The organism is Arthrobacter sp. SDTb3-6, from assembly GCF_013376095.1.
Taxonomy (GTDB): domain Bacteria; phylum Actinomycetota; class Actinomycetes; order Actinomycetales; family Micrococcaceae; genus Specibacter.
Window position 1 is genome coordinate 133,623 of record NZ_JAAMFN010000001.1, and the last position, 16,176, is coordinate 149,798.

General features: G+C 65.3%; 18 protein-coding genes. 16 read left to right on the forward strand and 2 right to left on the reverse strand.

All coding sequences use genetic code 11. The annotated features are described in order from the left end of the window. The first annotated feature begins 193 nt into the window (after positions 1–193). The 15 genes from secY to G6035_RS00750 all read left to right on the forward strand — a co-directional run bounded on the left by secY (position 194) and on the right by G6035_RS00750 (position 11,906). Positions 194–1,519 (forward strand): preprotein translocase subunit SecY, encoded by a 1,326-nt coding sequence (secY, locus tag G6035_RS00680; protein ID WP_176615142.1) that lies wholly within the window; start codon positions 194–196, stop codon positions 1,517–1,519. A gap of 5 nt (positions 1,520–1,524) precedes the next feature. Beyond that, on the forward strand, positions 1,525–2,085 hold the full coding sequence (locus G6035_RS00685; protein WP_176615202.1) for an adenylate kinase: 561 nt from the start codon (positions 1,525–1,527) through the stop codon (positions 2,083–2,085). Positions 2,086–2,195: 110 nt separating this feature from the next. Continuing rightward, entirely contained in the window at positions 2,196–3,032 is an 837-nt protein-coding gene (gene map, locus G6035_RS00690; protein WP_176615143.1) for a type I methionyl aminopeptidase, read from the forward strand. Between the two features lie 159 nt (positions 3,033–3,191). Next, entirely contained in the window at positions 3,192–4,136 is a 945-nt protein-coding gene (locus tag G6035_RS00695; protein WP_176615144.1) for a P1 family peptidase, read from the forward strand. A 232-nt stretch (positions 4,137–4,368) separates the two neighbouring features. Next, entirely contained in the window at positions 4,369–4,590 is a 222-nt protein-coding gene (gene infA, locus G6035_RS00700) for a translation initiation factor IF-1 (RefSeq protein ID WP_009358723.1), read from the forward strand. Positions 4,591–4,619: 29 nt separating this feature from the next. Further along, positions 4,620–4,733, forward strand: coding sequence for a 50S ribosomal protein L36 (rpmJ, locus tag G6035_RS00705; RefSeq protein WP_011775570.1), 114 nt, complete (start codon positions 4,620–4,622; stop codon positions 4,731–4,733). A 187-nt stretch (positions 4,734–4,920) separates the two neighbouring features. Continuing rightward, positions 4,921–5,298: a 30S ribosomal protein S13 gene (gene rpsM, locus G6035_RS00710; RefSeq protein ID WP_038464651.1), complete on the forward strand. Its 378-nt coding sequence runs from the start codon at positions 4,921–4,923 to the stop codon at positions 5,296–5,298. 47 nt (positions 5,299–5,345) lie between these two features. Next, positions 5,346–5,747, forward strand: coding sequence for a 30S ribosomal protein S11 (gene rpsK / locus G6035_RS00715; RefSeq protein WP_131394219.1), 402 nt, complete (start codon positions 5,346–5,348; stop codon positions 5,745–5,747). A gap of 162 nt (positions 5,748–5,909) precedes the next feature. After that, positions 5,910–6,920, forward strand: coding sequence for a DNA-directed RNA polymerase subunit alpha (locus G6035_RS00720; protein WP_176615145.1), 1,011 nt, complete (start codon positions 5,910–5,912; stop codon positions 6,918–6,920). An 86-nt stretch (positions 6,921–7,006) separates the two neighbouring features. Next, positions 7,007–7,699 (forward strand): 50S ribosomal protein L17, encoded by a 693-nt coding sequence (gene rplQ, locus G6035_RS00725; protein ID WP_176615146.1) that lies wholly within the window; start codon positions 7,007–7,009, stop codon positions 7,697–7,699. Between the two features lie 32 nt (positions 7,700–7,731). Then, complete coding sequence (locus G6035_RS00730) at positions 7,732–8,637, forward strand: tRNA pseudouridine(38-40) synthase TruA (protein WP_176615147.1); 906 nt, start codon at positions 7,732–7,734, stop codon at positions 8,635–8,637. Positions 8,638–8,863: 226 nt separating this feature from the next. Further along, a complete protein-coding gene (gene rplM, locus G6035_RS00735) occupies positions 8,864–9,307 on the forward strand; it encodes a 50S ribosomal protein L13 (RefSeq protein ID WP_176615148.1) in 444 nt (147 codons plus the stop codon). 38 nt (positions 9,308–9,345) lie between these two features. Further along, positions 9,346–9,861: a 30S ribosomal protein S9 gene (rpsI, locus tag G6035_RS00740; protein ID WP_176615149.1), complete on the forward strand. Its 516-nt coding sequence runs from the start codon at positions 9,346–9,348 to the stop codon at positions 9,859–9,861. Between the two features lie 120 nt (positions 9,862–9,981). Then, the gene (gene glmM, locus G6035_RS00745; protein ID WP_176615150.1) at positions 9,982–11,328 is read left to right on the forward strand and encodes a phosphoglucosamine mutase; all 1,347 of its coding nucleotides are present in this window, start codon (positions 9,982–9,984) and stop codon (positions 11,326–11,328) included. A gap of 143 nt (positions 11,329–11,471) precedes the next feature. Continuing rightward, positions 11,472–11,906, forward strand: coding sequence for an MscL family protein (locus G6035_RS00750; protein WP_218062843.1), 435 nt, complete (start codon positions 11,472–11,474; stop codon positions 11,904–11,906). Between the two features lie 227 nt (positions 11,907–12,133). Here G6035_RS00750 and G6035_RS19865 read toward each other — a convergent pair whose 3' ends face one another. Then, a complete protein-coding gene (locus G6035_RS19865; protein WP_256127637.1) occupies positions 12,134–13,075 on the reverse strand; it encodes a D-alanyl-D-alanine carboxypeptidase family protein in 942 nt (313 codons plus the stop codon). Between the two features lie 6 nt (positions 13,076–13,081). Next, on the reverse strand, positions 13,082–14,059 hold the full coding sequence (coaA, locus tag G6035_RS00760; RefSeq protein ID WP_256883602.1) for a type I pantothenate kinase: 978 nt from the start codon (positions 14,057–14,059) through the stop codon (positions 13,082–13,084). Between the two features lie 121 nt (positions 14,060–14,180). Here coaA and glmS point away from each other — a divergent pair, with 121 nt between their 5' ends. Beyond that, positions 14,181–16,085 carry a glutamine--fructose-6-phosphate transaminase (isomerizing) gene (glmS, locus tag G6035_RS00765; RefSeq protein ID WP_176615152.1) on the forward strand — a complete coding sequence of 635 codons (1,905 nt, stop codon included), beginning with the start codon at positions 14,181–14,183 and terminating at the stop codon, positions 16,083–16,085. The last annotated feature ends 91 nt before the right edge of the window (positions 16,086–16,176 follow it).

Below are 16,176 nucleotides of genomic sequence, written 5' to 3' on the forward strand. Positions count from 1 at the left end.
CATCTGGCGACTAGACTCCTGGTGGGCGGGGCTTACGTTCCGCCCCCGGGAGTCTTTTGCCTATGTGCCGCAACGGCTGCCGTAACAGCCCGGGTGGCACGGCCGGTTTCAGTGCGAGCCACGTCACCCACTAGAATCTTTCCTTGGGTTCACTTGCGAACCCGACTTTTCTCTCTACATGTCAGGAGGACGCTTGCTTACCGCATTTGGCCGCGCCTTTCGCACGCCTGATCTGCGACGCAAGTTGTTGTTCACGCTGGGAATCCTCGCCATCTTCCGCTTGGGTGCATTCATCCCCTCGCCCGGAGTTGACTACCGCAATGTCCAACAGTGCGTAAATTCCGCGAACACCACCGGAGGCATTTACCAGCTGGTCAACCTGTTCAGTGGCGGCGCCCTGCTTCAAGTGTCCATTTTTGCCCTGGGCATCATGCCGTACATCACCGCGAGCATCATCGTCCAGCTCCTGCGCGTGGTCATTCCCCGCTTCCAGGAACTCCACCTGGAAGGTGCACAGGGACAGGGCCAGCTCACGCAGTACACGCGCTACCTGACCATCGCCCTCGGCCTGCTCAACGCCACCACGCTGGTGACCCTGGCCCGTTCCGGCCAGCTCTTCGCCGGCTGCGGGGCCGCCGGAAGCGCCACCCCGCTGATTCCGGACGACAGCCTGGTCGTCATTGGGCTGCTTATCCTGACCCTGACCGCCGGATCCGGGCTGATCATGTGGATGGGCGAGCTCGTCACCGAAAAGGGCGTCGGCAACGGCATGTCCCTGCTGATCTTCGTGGCCATCGCCGCACAGTTCCCGACCTCCCTGGGCGCGATCCTCAAGACCCAGGGCTGGGGCACCTTCCTGATCGTCATGCTCCTGGGCCTGGTGATCGTGGGGCTGGTCGTGTTCGTTGAACAGTCGCAGCGCCGCGTCCCCGTCCAATATGCCAAGCGCATGATTGGCCGGCGCACCATGGGCGGCACCAGCACCTACATCCCGATCAAGGTCAACATGGCCGGCGTCATACCTGTCATCTTTGCCTCGTCAATGCTGTACCTGCCGGCACTGCTTGCCCAGTTCGCCACGCCCAAGAACAGCGCCAACGTCCCGGGCTGGATCCAGTGGATCAACAACTACCTCACACGTGGCGACCACCCGTTCTACATGCTGATGTACTTCCTGCTTACGATCGGGTTTACGTACTTCTATGTCGCGATAACTTTCAACCCGGAAGAAGTCTCTGACAACATGAAGAAGTACGGCGGCTTCATTCCCGGCATTCGTGCCGGCAAGCCGACGCAGGACTACCTGCAGTACGTAATATCACGCGTCACCCTGCCGGGATCGCTGTACCTGGGCATCGTTGCCCTGATCCCGCTGATTGCCCTGGTCATGATCGGGGCAAACCAGAACTTCCCGTTCGGCGGCACTTCGCTGTTGATTGTTGTCGGTGTCGGGCTGGAGACGGTCAAGCAGATTGATGCACAGCTCCAACAGCGCCACTATGAAGGGTTATTGCGATGACAAGAATGCTGATCATTGGACCTCCCGGGTCAGGAAAAGGCACGCAGGCGGAACGCATCTGTGTAGAGCTTGGCATTGTCGCCATCTCCACCGGCGACATCTTCCGCGCCAACGTCAGGGGCGAAACCCCGTTGGGACTGGAAGCGAAGAAGTACATCGACAACGGTGACTTCGTTCCGGACAGCGTCACCAACCGGATGGTCCGTGACCGGCTCGCGCAGGACGACGTCACGGACGGCTTCCTGCTGGACGGCTACCCCCGCACCACGGCACAGGTTGACGAGCTCGACGACATCCTCGCCGCGGCCGGCGTCAAGCTCGACGTGGTGGTCCAGCTGACCGCCGACGACGCCGAACTCGTCAAGCGCCTGCTGGGCCGGGCCCAGGAAACCGGCCGCAGCGATGACAACGAGGCCGTCATCCGCCACCGCCTGGACCTCTACCGCGAGCAGACCGAACCCGTGGTGGCCCGTTATGCGGAGCGCGGCATCCTGGCCAAGGTCGACGGCCTCGGCCACATCGACGACGTCACCACCCGCATCATGGACGCGATCAAGGGCGTCTAGTCCAAACAGATTTGCCTCTCGGGCAGCCCAAGGGGGCCACCAACGAGAGGAGGGCTCCTTCCCCGTGGCGGGAGGGGGCCCTCACATTTTTCCAGCGAAGGGACCCTGCCATGGCATTCGGCCAGCAACGGATTGAGTACAAGACCATCGAACAGATGCGCGTCATGCATCGCAGCGGGCTGATCCTTGACGACGCCCTGAACCAGGTGGTGGCCGCCGCCGCGCCCGGTGTCACCACGTCCGAGCTGGACACGCTTTTTGCCGGCCTGCTCAAGAAGGCAGGGGCCACGTCCAACTTCCTGGGCTACTACGACTACCCGGCCACGATCTGCACGTCCGTCAACGAGGTGGTGGTCCACGGCATCCCGGGCGGGCGGGAGCTCAAGGCCGGGGACGTGCTGTCCATCGATGGCGGCGCCGTCGTTGAGGGCTGGCACTCCGACTCCGCCCGCACGGTGATTGTGGGCGGCCCCGCCGCCGAGGACCCGGCGGACCGGCGCCTGAGTGACATCACCGAGGAATCCATGTGGCGCGGCATCGCCGCCATGGCGACGGCCAAGTATGTGGGCGACATCGGCGACGCGATTGACGACTACGTCACCGCCCAGCCCGGCCAGCCCCTGGGCATCCTGGAAGACTACGTGGGCCACGGGATCGGCTCCGCCATGCACATGGCGCCCGACGTGCTCAACTACAGCTCCAAGCACCGCGGCCCCAAGCTGAAGCCCGGCATGTGCCTGGCCATTGAACCCATGCTGGTGCGTGGCGGGCTGGCGACCAAGACCCTCGCCGACGACTGGACGGTGGTCACGGAGGACAAGGCGCGCGCCGCACACTGGGAGCACTCCGTGGCCGTCCATGCCAAGGGCATCTGGGTTTTGACGGCGGCCGACGGCGGTGCGGAGCGGCTCGCGCCGTTGGGCGTCACGCCCGCGCCCCTGGGCTGAGACCCGCGGCCCGCCCCTGGCGGAGCCGGGCCCGACCGTGCAACCATGTTGCCAAGGGTGCGGCCATCCATTCCCCTGCGGGGACGGCGCCCTTCCGGTGCCGGCCGCGAGCCGGCCGGACGCACCCTGCAACCGCCCGCACGTCCAGGAGGACAGGCCATGACCAACGGTTCCATCACAGACGTTCCCGGCATCCGGGTGGGGCAGGCGCAGCGGCGTGGGGACGGCTGGCTCACCGGCGTCACGGTCGTTTTGCCGCCACCGGGCACCATCGGATCGGTCGACGTCCGCGGCGGCGGGCCCGGCACCCACGAGACCGACGCGCTGGACCCCACCACCCTGGTCCCCACCGTGGATGCCGTGGTGCTCACGGGAGGCAGCGCGTATGGGCTGGCGGCCGCCGGCGGCGTGCAGCGCTGGTGTGAGGAAAACGGCCGCGGCTTCCCCGTGCCCGGGGGAGTGGTGCCGATCGTGCCGGCGGCCGCGATCTTTGACCTGGGCCGTGGCGGGGACTTCGGGGCACGCCCCGACGCCGCCATGGGGTACGAGGCCGCCCTCGACGCGGCAGGCTCGGCAGATGGGGCCGCCGTCGACTGCGGCAACTCCGGTGCCGGGACGGGCGCCGCCCTCGGGGCCGGGAGGTACAAGGGCGGCCTGGGCACGGCGTCGCTGCGGCTTGCGGGGGAAAACAGCACCGTGGTGGTCGGCGCCCTCGCCGTGGTCAACGCCGCCGGTGTGCCCTGGCACCCGGGTGCCGTGCCGCCGTCGAACGGCCAAGGGCTTAACACCACCCTGGTGGTGGTGGCCACGAACGCGGCGCTCACGACGGCGGAGGCGCGGCGGACGGCCACCGCCGCACACGCCGGCATGGCCCGCGCGCTGAACCCAGTCCACACGCTGGCCGACGGCGACACCATTTTCACGCTGGCAACGGGGGCCGCGGCGCTGGTGCCCCCTCCGCAACTGCCCGCCGCCGCGTTGATCGAGCTCCAAAGCGCAGCGGCCGAGGCCGTCCGACTGGCGGTCCTGGACGGCGTGGCAGCCGCGGAAGCGGTCACGACGCCGGCCGGCAGCTGGCCGGCGTACCCGGCCAAAAGCGCTTAACACCACAGCCGCACAGGGCCTTGGCAATTTAACTTATTTGCCACTTTGCCGTAGAGTGGGTTGTTGGTTGTCTGTGCCTGCTGTCATTTGGGGTGTGCTGCGGAAGCCCGGTTCAATCCGGACGCCCGCCGTGAACGCAGACGAACAAACATCAGTAGTAAACCCAAAGTCGACCCGTGTTGTGCCCATTCCGGGCCAGGGGCGGGCCGGCGCAACAAAGTTAGCGGAGGATATGGCCAAGAAAGACGGGGTCATTGAGATCGAGGGCGTTGTGACTGAAGCGCTGCCCAACGCGATGTTTCGTGTTGAGCTGACGAACAAGCACATCGTTCTTGCCCATATCTCAGGAAAAATGCGCCAGCACTACATTCGTATCCTTCCTGAGGACCGGGTTGTGGTGGAGCTGAGTCCTTACGACCTCACCCGTGGTCGCATCGTCTACCGCTACAAATAACTACAACTGCAATCACGCAAAGGAATGCCATGAAGGTCAAGCCGAGCGTCAAGCAGATCTGCGACAAGTGCAAGGTGATCCGCCGTAACGGGCGGGTCATGGTGATCTGCGAGAACCCGCGCCACAAGCAGCGCCAGGGCTAATCCTTCCCACATCGGGAAGAAGCCGGGCAGCCGCTCACGCAATTAAATACATAAGGCAGCACAAGTTGGACGAAGGCGGAGCGATCCGCAACCGGCCAACGGACCCCCGGTCGGAGGCCGGGGCCGCACTGGGAATAGTGCGGGTGTACTGTCTACGACCTCCGGTAAACACCAAGGAGCAGCCACCATGGCACGTCTCGCTGGCGTAGACCTTCCCCGCGAAAAGCGGTTGGAAGTAGCGCTTACATACATCTACGGCGTGGGCAAGACCCGTGCAAAGAAAGTCCTGGCAGACACGGGGATCTCCCCGGACGTCCGCGTCAAGGACCTTTCCGACGCTGAACTCGTTCAGCTGCGTGACAACATCGAGGGCAACTACAAGGTTGAGGGTGACCTTCGCCGCGAGGTCGCAGCAGACATCCGCCGCAAGGTGGAGATCGGCAGCTACCAGGGCATCCGTCACCGTCGCGGCATGCCTGTGCATGGCCAGCGCACGAAGACCAACGCTCGCACCCGCAAGGGCCCGAAGCGCACCGTCGCAGGCAAGAAGAAGGCCGGCCGCTGACATACGTCGGCGCCATCCCCTCAAAAAAACTTTCGTAGGAGAATAAAATGCCCCCAAAGACTCGTGGAGCGGTTCGTAAGCCGCGTCGCAAGGATAAAAAGAATATTGCGCTGGGCCAGGCGCACATCAAGAGCACCTTTAACAACACCATCGTTTCCATCACGGATCCGTCCGGTGCCGTCATCTCGTGGGCTTCCGCCGGCGAGGTTGGCTTCAAGGGCTCCCGCAAGTCGACTCCGTACGCCGCGCAGATGGCTGCAGAAGCTGCTGCCAAGCGCGCCCAGGAGCACGGCCTGCGCAAGGTTGACGTTTTTGTAAAGGGTCCGGGCTCGGGCCGCGAAACGGCTATCCGTTCGCTGCAGGCCGCTGGTCTTGAGGTTGGCTCCATCCAGGATGTCACCCCCAGCGCGCACAACGGCTGTCGTCCGCCCAAGCGCCGCCGCGTCTAACGACACACCGCCGCAGTGTGAGTTGGCCTTTCCCGAAAAGCCCCCGGATCCAATCCAGGGGCTTCCGGGGAGGGCCAACTCCGCCGCCGTTAAGTCGCCAGCCGCCTTTTCCACTACCTGTGTTGCGTCATATAGCGGATGCTCGCTGAAAGGAAACCCCCAGTGCTCATTGCACAGCGCCCCACCCTATCTGAAGAAGTTGTTTCCGAAAACCGCTCCCGGTTCGTCATTGAACCGTTGGAGCCCGGCTTCGGCTACACCCTGGGAAACTCCCTCCGTCGGACCCTGCTGTCCTCCATCCCCGGCGCTGCTGTCACCAGCATCCGCATTGATGGCGTGCTGCACGAGTTCACCACGGTTCCCGGTGTGAAGGAAGATGTCACCGAGATCATCCTGAACATCAAGGGCCTGTCCGTGTCCAGCGAGCATGACGAGCCCGTCGTGGCCTACCTGCGCAAGCAGGGTCCCGGCGTCGTCACGGCTGCGGACATCGCCCCGCCGGCCGGGGTGGAATTCCACAACCCGGACATGCACATTGCCACGCTGAACTCGAAGGGCAAGTTCGAACTCGAATTGACCATCGAGCGCGGCCGCGGCTACGTTTCGGCAGCCCAGAACAAGAGCGCGGACTCCGAGATCGGCCGGATCCCGGTCGACTCGATCTACTCGCCCGTCCTGAAGGTGACCTTCCGCGTGGAGGCCACCCGTGTTGAGCAGCGCACCGACTTCGACAAGCTGATTGTTGACGTTGAGACGAAGCAGGCCATCTCCCCCCGGGATGCCATCGCTTCCGCCGGCACCACGCTGGTTGAGCTCTTCGGCCTGGCCCGCGAGCTGAACACCGCTGCTGAAGGCATCGAGATCGGCCCGTCCCCGACGGATGCCGCCCTCGCCGCCGACATGGCACTGCCGATCGAGGACCTGGACCTGACGGTGCGTTCCTACAACTGCCTCAAGCGTGAGGGCATCCACTCCGTGGGTGAACTCGTTGCTCGCTCCGAGGCTGACCTGATGGACATCCGCAACTTTGGTGCGAAGTCCATTGACGAGGTAAAGGCAAAGCTGGTTGAACTGGGCCTGTCCCTGAAGGATTCCCCTCCAGGATTTGACCTGGCCGCCCGTGCCGCAGCCATTGACGAGAACGACGACGCCTACGGCGACGACGAACTCTAAAGACGAACAACCATTCTTTTAGCCGGCACCTCCGGCCACGCTTGATGTGGCCGGCCCGGTGCGGCTGATACTTGAGGAGAAACACCATGCCTACACCCGCCAAGGGTCCCCGCCTCGGAGGCGGCGCGGCTCACGAGCGCCTGATGCTCGCGAACCTGTCCGCTGCCCTGTTCGAGCACAAGCGGATCACCACCACCCTGACCAAGGCCAAGCGCCTGAGCCCCTACGCTGAGCGTCTGGTCACCTTCGCCAAGCGTGGGGACCTGTCCTCACGCCGCCGCGTCCTCGGCCTGATCAGCGACAAGGGCGTTGTCCACGAGCTGTTCACCGACATCGCCAAGGCAGTGGAGAACCGCGATGGCGGCTACACGCGCATCACGAAGATCGGCAACCGCAAGGGCGACAACGCCCCCATGGCCGTCATCGAACTGGTCCTGGAGCCGCTGAGCGCCAAGCAGGCCGTTGTGAAGGAAGCCGCCACCGCTGCCGCCGCTGCCGCGCTGGTTGAGGAAGCTGCTGCACCGGTTGAGGAAGCTGCAGCCCCGGCTGAAGCTGCCGAGGCCAAGTACGCCGGCGCCCACGCCGCCACCGAGGACAACGAAGCCCCCGAGGGCTTCCCCGTCAAGGGCAACGAGGACTCCATGAAGTTCCACGTTCCCGGCTCGCGCTGGTACGACGCCACGGTCGCTGAAGTCTGGTTCGACTCTGCCGAGTCGGCTGCGGCTGCAGGCTTCGCGCCTGCCGGCGGCGAGGCTGCCCAGGAAGTTGAAGCTGAGTAGCCACGCTTCAGCGCCACGGTAGACTTGTGGCCATGAACCATCAACAACCCGTCGTCCCCCTTCCCGGGGGCGGCGGGTTGTTGCGTGTCCGGCTGGACATCGCCTACGACGGCGGCCCGTTCAGCGGGTGGGCAGTCCAGCCGGGGCGGCGCACGGTCCAGGGCGTGCTCGAGGGGTCCCTCGCCTTGATCCTGCGGCGGCCGGTGCGCCTCACTGTCGCCGGACGCACGGACGCGGGCGTGCACGCCCGCGGCCAGGTCGCCCACCTGGACGTCACGCAGGAGGAGTGGACCGGGCTGCGGCGCGGGCACGACGCCGTGCCCCAGGAATCGCTGAAACGCCGGCTCAACGGGGCGCTTGCCAGGATCCTTGAAGACCTCCACGGTGCCGTGGAGGTCGTGGCGGCGGGGCCCGCGCCCGAGGGCTTCGACGCACGCTTCTCCGCCCTGTGGCGGCGCTACAGCTACCGGATTGCCGACGCCCCGACGCGGCGTGATCCGCTCCAGCGTGCCGTGACGCTGTGGCACAAGCATGGGCTGGACGTGGACCTGATGAACCAGGCTGCCGGGCCGCTGCTGGGCCTGCAGGACTTCAAGGCCTTCGCCAAGCCCCGGGAGGGGTCCACCACCGTGCGCACGCTCCAGCGGCTGGACTATGTGCGCGGAGCCGACGGTGTGATTAATGTCAATGTCCAGGCCGACGCCTTTTGCCACAACATGGTCCGCGCCCTGATGGGGGCTGCGCTCCGGGTGGGGGAGGGGCGCGAGGACCCGGAATGGATGCACCGCCGGCTGCTGGCGGGCGTCAGGGACGCAAAGTCCGTCCTGGCCGCCCCGCACCCGCTGGTCCTGGAGGAAGTCCACTACCCGGCGGACTCGGAACTGTCGGGGCGTGCGGTGCTGACCCGGGCACGGCGGGGGACCCCGGCCCCGCTTTGACCGGCGGGCAGGATTAACGGTATCGTTGGTAGTCGTTGTGCGTGTCCTATCCCGATGCCACACGCCCGCTGGAGGTCCGGTTGCAGGACTGCCACCCGGCAGGCGTGATCGGGAAGTGTATGGATGACTGGTGTTAGAGCCCTCACCTCTGTTCCGGTAAACGCATAGATAGCAGGTGTCAACCATCTGTGACACCAACCAAGAACAAGAAACGAAGGCAAAAACCGTGCGTACGTATACCCCGAAGCCCGGCGATATCAACCGTCAGTGGCACATCATTGATGCCAATGACGTTGTCTTGGGCCGTCTTGCCAGCCAGACCGCAACACTGCTGCGTGGAAAGCACAAGCCGACCTTCGCTCCCCACATGGACATGGGCGATTTCGTCATCATCATCAACGCCGAGAAGGTTGCCCTGACCGGCGCCAAGCTCGAGCAGAAGCGCGCTTACCGCCACTCCGGTTACCCGGGCGGCCTGTCAAGCATGAACTATGCAGAACTGCTGGAAAAGAACCCGGTTCGCGCCGTGGAAAAGGCCGTTGCCGGCATGCTCCCGAAGACCAAGCTGGGCAACGCCCAGATTGGCAAGCTGAAGGTGTACCGCGGTGCCGAGCACCCGCACGCCGCCCAGCAGCCCAAGACGTTTGAAATCACCCAGGTCGCCCAGTAGTCCTGGCCACCACCTAAATTTACTTATCAAGGAGAATCGTGGCTCAGAATACTGAAGAGCTGAACACCGACGCCGTTGCGGCCGAGGAAGAAGTTTTGACCAGCTACACCAGCGAAAGCGCCCCCGCCGCCGACGCCGCCCCGAAGAAGGAACGCCCCGCGCTGACCGTTTCCGGTGCTGCAGTCGGCCGCCGCAAGCAGGCCATTGCCCGCGTGCGTGTTGTCCCCGGCACCGGCAAGTGGGTTGTCAACGGCCGCGAACTGGCTGACTACTTCCCGAACAAGCTGCACCAGCAGGAAGTCAACGACCCGTTCCGCATCCTGGACCTCGACGGCGCCTACGACGTCATCGCCCGCATCCACGGCGGCGGCCCCTCCGGCCAGGCCGGTGCACTGCGCCTGGGCGTTGCCCGTTCCCTGAACGAGATCGACGTTGAGAACAACCGGGCCACCCTGAAGAAGGCCGGCTTCCTGACCCGTGACGCCCGCGTCATCGAGCGCAAGAAGGCTGGTCTGAAGAAGGCCCGCAAGGCTTCGCAGTACTCCAAGCGCTAATTTCCGCGCTCCCATAAAAATCCCCGGCCGCCGCGCGGCCGGGGATTTTTATGTCTCCGGGCGGGCTGGTTCCGGGTCCCGCGGCGGCGTTGGGGCCGGAGATGAATTAGACTGGACGGGATGTCTAGATTATTTGGAACCGACGGTGTCCGCGGATTGGCCAATGGCCTCCTGACGGCAGAGCTCGCATTGTCACTGGCGCAGGCCGCTGCCGTGGTGCTGGGACACGACCAGATGAGCGAAGGAAAGCGGCCACGTGCGGTGCTCGCCCGTGATCCGCGCGCGAGCGGCGAATTCATCGGCGCCGCAGTGGCGGCCGGCCTGGCCAGCGCGGGAGTCGACGTCTACGACGCCGGTGTCCTGCCGACGCCGGCCACCGCATTCCTCATCGCAGACTTAGGCGCAGACTTTGGCGTGATGATCTCCGCCTCCCACAATCCTGCCCCGGACAACGGCATCAAGTTCTTTGCCCGCGGCGGCCAGAAGCTGGACGACGCGGTGGAGGATGCCATCGAGGACCAGCTCCAGCGCGATGCCTTCCGCCCCGTTGGCGTCGACGTCGGACGCATCCAGCGTTTCTCAGACGCCGAGGACCGCTACATCGTCCACCTGCTCGGCACCATGCCCCACCGCCTCGACGGGTTGAAGATTGTCCTGGACTGCGCCAACGGCGCCGCCAGCGGCTGCTCCCCGCAGGTCTTCACCGACGCCGGTGCAACAGTGACCGTCATTGGCGCGGACCCGGACGGGCTGAACATCAATGACGGCGTGGGTTCCACACACCTTGAAAAGTTGCAGGACAGGGTCCTGTCCACCGGTGCGGACCTGGGCATTGCCCACGACGGCGACGCCGACCGGTGCCTTGCCGTGGACCACGAGGGGCAGGTTGTGGACGGCGACCAGATCATGGCCGTGCTGGCCCTGGCACAAAAGGAAGCCGGCGAACTTAAGGGCAACGTCCTGGTCGCCACCGTCATGAGCAACCTGGGCCTGAAGATCGCGCTGCGCGATGCCGGCATCACCATCCGCGAAACCGCTGTTGGCGACCGCTATGTGCTGGAGGAAATGCGCCGCGGAGACTACTCGCTGGGCGGGGAACAGTCCGGACACGTCATTTTCTCCGACTACGCCACCACGGGCGACGGCCTCCTGACCGGCCTGCAGCTCGCTGCCCAGGTTGCCAAGACGGGCAGGACCCTCAAGGACCTGGCCGGCGCCATGCACAAGCTGCCCCAGGTCATGATCAACGTCAAGGACGTGGACAAGTCCCGTGCCGCGATCGTCCCCGCGGTCAAGGCCGCCGTGGCCAAGGCCGAGGCCGAGCTCGGCGACACCGGCCGCGTGCTGCTGCGCCCGTCGGGGACCGAGCAGCTGGTCCGGGTCATGGTTGAGGCGGCCGACACCGCGACGGCACAGCGCATCTGCGACGGCCTGGTCGACGTGGTGCGCCAGGAACTTGCCCTGTAGCAGGTGCCCGGAAGTGGCACCGGAGCGGGCCTTGGTGGTCCGGCTCACAGCCAACACGCTGCCCTGCGTAAGCGCTTGACCTCGCCGTATTCTTCCCTTAGCGTGACAACCGACAGTAAATTGTTGTTGATTGGTGAGGAGTAATGATGATTCGTGGATTTAAGAATTTTCTAATGCGTGGTGACGTAATTACCGTGGCAATCGGTTTGGTTGTTGCCCTGGCCTTCAGCACCTTGGTGAAGGCCTTTACGGATTTCGTCATCAATCCCCTCATTGCCGCACTTCAGGGTGGCCAGTCACTGGGCCTTGGCTGGCAGCTGGGAGCGGCTGGCAACAAGGCGACCTACCTCGATATCGGGTCCTTTATTTCCGCCATCATCTATTTCATCATCTTCATGGCAGTCGTGTACTTCGTTATTGTCGTTCCTTACAAGGCGATCCAGGCCCGCCGTGGCATCACGGCGTTTGGTGACCCGGCGCCGACCAAGGCCTGCCCCGCCTGCCTTTCCGACGACCTGCCGGTCGCAGCAAGCAAATGCAAGTATTGCGGGACCGAGCAGCCTGTCGTGAGCGTCTAAAACCGCAGTTTCCGCCGGGGCGCCCTTGAAGGCGTTCCTGGGAATGAAAATTTGATGTCCGCAGGTCGGTGCCAGCGGATTTGGGCCGGTTGCATTGAGACCAAAAGGGAATTGTCCCGCTCAATGCAGCCGGCCCAAAAACGTGGACGCGCGGCAGCTTCCCGGAATGGCGCAGGAGCGCGCCAGGCACCTCATGGACGGCATTTTCACAAATGCCTCCACGCGGCCTATTCATAACCCGGTGCGCCGGGCAGCCCCAAATATTGTTCGTACGTCAGGATTCCGCGCCTGGACATGTCCTGGGCAACGGCAGCACCCACAAAGCGCAGGTGCCAGGGTTCGGCGAGGTATCCGGTGGTGCCCTCCAGGCCAAGTTGGTAGCGGACCACAAAGCCGTATTTCGCGGCGTGTCCGGCCACCCACAGGCCAGCCGGGCTTGACGCCATGCACCACGTGAACGCGCACGACGCCGGGACGGCGGCGTCCCCGATATCGAGGGCAAAGCCGGTCTGGTGCTCGGAGTATCCCGGCCGGGCCGAGGCCGTGTCCGCCGCTTCGGCGCCCCTTTGTGCCGCGTAACTGTTGTAGAGGGACACCTGCGTGGCGTAGGAGCGGAAGCTGCTCATCACCGTCATGTTGACGCCGTCTGCTGCGGCCGCGGCAAACATTTGCCCGACAGCCGCTGCCGCTGCCCGCCGCAGGAGGGCGGGCTCGCCCGAACCCGTGGGAACGGCGGGCGTCACCAGGAACGGTGGCATGTAGTTCCGCGGCACGAGTGCATGGTGCTTGTTCACCAGCACGAGCACACTGGACGGGTCGGTGATGTCCCACAGCGCCCGGTCGGGCAGGGAATTGCCGCCGGCGGCGAACAGCTGCTGGATGGGTGCCCCGGCAGGCGCGCCGGCGACCGGGGGTTTCGCCGCCGAAGCGGGGGAGGACGACGCCGGCCGCTGGGTTTTGGCCGATGCCGGGCCCGGCGCCGTGGAGGGGGAAACGGAAGGTGCGGCGCCCGCCCGGGAGGGCCCCGGCGTCGGACGGGGGAAGCAGCCGCCCAGGGAGAAGGCCAGGACGGCAAGGAGCGGCACGGCAAGGAATGCTGTCAGGACGGCGCCCGGGCGGGCCCGGCGAGTTCCCGGGGCATTGCCGGGGGCCTGGTGGCTTCCGGCCATGACCGGCTAGACCTTCCTCAGCAGCATCCGGCGGATGGAGTGGTCGGAGTCCTTGGTGAGCACCAGCTGGGCCCGGCCGCGGGTGGGGAGCACGTTTTGGAGCAGGTTCGGTTCGTTGATGGTTTTCCAGATGTGGGTGGCGGTTTCCACGGCCTCGGCGTCGGACAGGGCCGCGTACCGGCGGAAATACGATTCCGGGTTGGAGAACGCCCCGCTGCGCAGGGAGCGGAAGCGGTCGATGTACCACTGTTCGATGTATTGCGTTTTCGCGTCCACGTAGATGGAAAAGTCGAAGAAGTCGCTGACGGCCAGGCCGGACCGGCCGTCCGGGCGCGGCCGGGCGGCGGCCAGGACGTTCAGGCCCTCCACGATGAGCACGTCGGGGCGGTGGACCACCACTTCCCGGCCGGGCATGATGTCGTACGTCAGGTGCGAGTACATCGGGGCTCGGACTTCCTCGGCGCCGCTCTTGACGGCGCTGACAAAGCGGAGCAGGGCGCGGCGGTCATAGGATTCCGGGAAGCCCTTGCGGGACATCAGCCCGCGGCGCTCCAGTTCGGCGTTGGGATAGAGGAAGCCGTCAGTGGTCACGAGTTCCACGTTGGGTGTGTCCGGCCAGCGGCGCAGCATCTCGCGCAGCACACGTGCCGTGGTGGACTTGCCCACGGCCACGGAACCGGCGACACCAATGACGAACGGCGTCCGGCTGCCGCGTTCGCCCAGGAAGGTGGTGGTGGCGCTGTGCAGGTGCCCCGCCGCGGCCACGTAGAGGTTCAGGAGCCGGGACAGCGGGAGGTAGACGTCGCGAATCTCACGCATGTCGAGCTGGTCACCCAGGCCGCGGATGCGTGCGAGGTCCTCTTCGTTGAGTGGCTGCTCGATTTTATTGGCAAGCCGCGACCACGTCTGGCGGTCCAGCTCCACAAAGGGGGAGGCGCCGTCGCCGTTGCTGGACTCGGATTTTTGCGATGTCACGCTGTTGATTCTGCCTTGTTTGTGGTGCAGCGCGAAATACGGGACGTCACGGTGGGGCGGGACTGCGGTGCGTTTTCCGCCCCTAACGTAGGACGTACTACAAATCAATCAGCGATTATGATTGGTTTTCATGTGTGGAATTGTTGGTTATGCCGGAACCGCCCCGGCCAATGGAACGTCGACTGCAGCCGGGCACCAGGCCCTGGACGTGCTCATGGAGGGCCTGCGGCGCCTTGAGTACCGCGGCTACGACTCAGCCGGGGTGGCAGTGGTGGCCAACGGCGAAATCGCCATGCGCAAAAAGGCGGGAAAGCTGGCCAACCTGACGGCGGAGCTCGCCGCGAGCCCGCTGCCGGATTCCATGACCGGGATCGGCCACACCCGCTGGGCCACCCACGGCGGTCCCACGGACAAGAACGCCCACCCGCATGTGGTGGACGACGGCCGGCTGGCCGTGATCCACAACGGGATCATTGAAAACTATGCACCCCTGAAGGCCGAGCTCGTCTACCAGGGGCACACCTTCATCTCCGACACCGACACCGAAGTGGCGGCGGTCCTGCTGGGGGAGATCTACCGCTCGCTTCCGGCCGATGAATCCGCCGACGGCGCCCGCCTCACCCGGGCCATGCAGCTTGCCTCCCAGCGCCTTGAGGGGGCCTTCACCCTCCTCGCCGCCCATGCGGCCCACCCCGGCACCGTGGTGGCCTCGCGCCGCAATTCACCCCTGGTGGTGGGGCTGGGCGACGGCGAGAACTTCCTCGGCTCGGACGTATCCGGCTTCATTGACTACACGCGCCGGGCCGTGGAGCTGGGCCAGGACCAGGTGGTCACCATCACCGCGGCGACCGTGGCCATCACCGATTTCCGCGGTGAACCCGCCGAGGGCCGCGAGTACCTGGTCGACTGGGATGCCGCCGCCGCCGAGAAGGACGGCTTCCCGTCCTTCATGGAGAAGGAAATCCATGACCAGCCTGAGGCCGTGGCCCAGACCCTGCTGGGCCGTTCGGACATCGACGGCAAGCTGACGCTGGATGAAATGCGCATCGACGCCGACGTGCTGAAAACCGTCAACAAGATCATCGTGCTCGCCTGCGGCACGTCCGCCTACGCCGGCCAGGTGGCCAAGTACGCCATCGAGCACTGGTGCCGGATCCCCACCGAGGTGGAACTGTCCCATGAATTCCGCTACCGTGACCCGATCGTGGATGACAAGACGCTGATCGTCTCGCTGTCCCAGTCCGGTGAAACCATGGACACGCTGATGGCCGTGCGCTACGCCCGCGAGCAGGGCGCCAAGACCGTCGCCATTTGCAACACGAACGGCTCCACCATCCCGCGCGAATCCGACGCCGTGCTGTACACGCACGCCGGACCGGAGATCGCCGTGGCCTCGACCAAGGCGTTCCTCGCCCAGATCACGGCCGCCTACCTGCTGGGCCTGTATTTGGCACAGCTGCGCGGCAACCTGTTCCAGGGGCAGATCAAGGATGTGCTGGCCGACCTGGCCAAGGTGCCGGCAAAGATCGCGCAGGTCCTGGAAAACGACCAGCAGATCAAGGACCTGGCCCGCAGCATGGCCGACACCAGCTCGGTGCTGTTCCTGGGCCGCCACGTCGGCTTCCCCGTGGCCATGGAAGGGGCGCTCAAGCTCAAGGAGCTCGCCTACATCCACGCCGAAGGATTTGCCGCCGGCGAACTCAAGCACGGCCCCATCGCCCTGATCGAGGAGGGCCAGCCCGTCATCGTGGTGGTCCCCTCGCCCCGTGGCCGGGACTCCCTGCATTCGAAGGTCGTCTCCAACATCCAGGAGGTGCGCGCCCGCGGTGCGAAGACCATTGTGATTGCCGAGGAAGGCGACGAGTCCGTGCGCGCCCACGCCGAGCACGTTTTCTACATCCCGGAGACCACCACGCTGCTGGCGCCGCTGCTGGCCACCGTGCCGCTGCAGATCTTCGCCTGCGAGCTGGCCATGGCCAAGGGCTACGACGTGGACCAGCCGCGCAACCTGGCAAAGTCCGTCACCGTCGAGTAGATTTTCGCCGCCGGCCGGTGGTTGGGCTTGCCGGTGATCGGGCCTGTCGAAATCAAGGTCTCGACGGGCTCGACCGCCGGGGTCCCCGCGG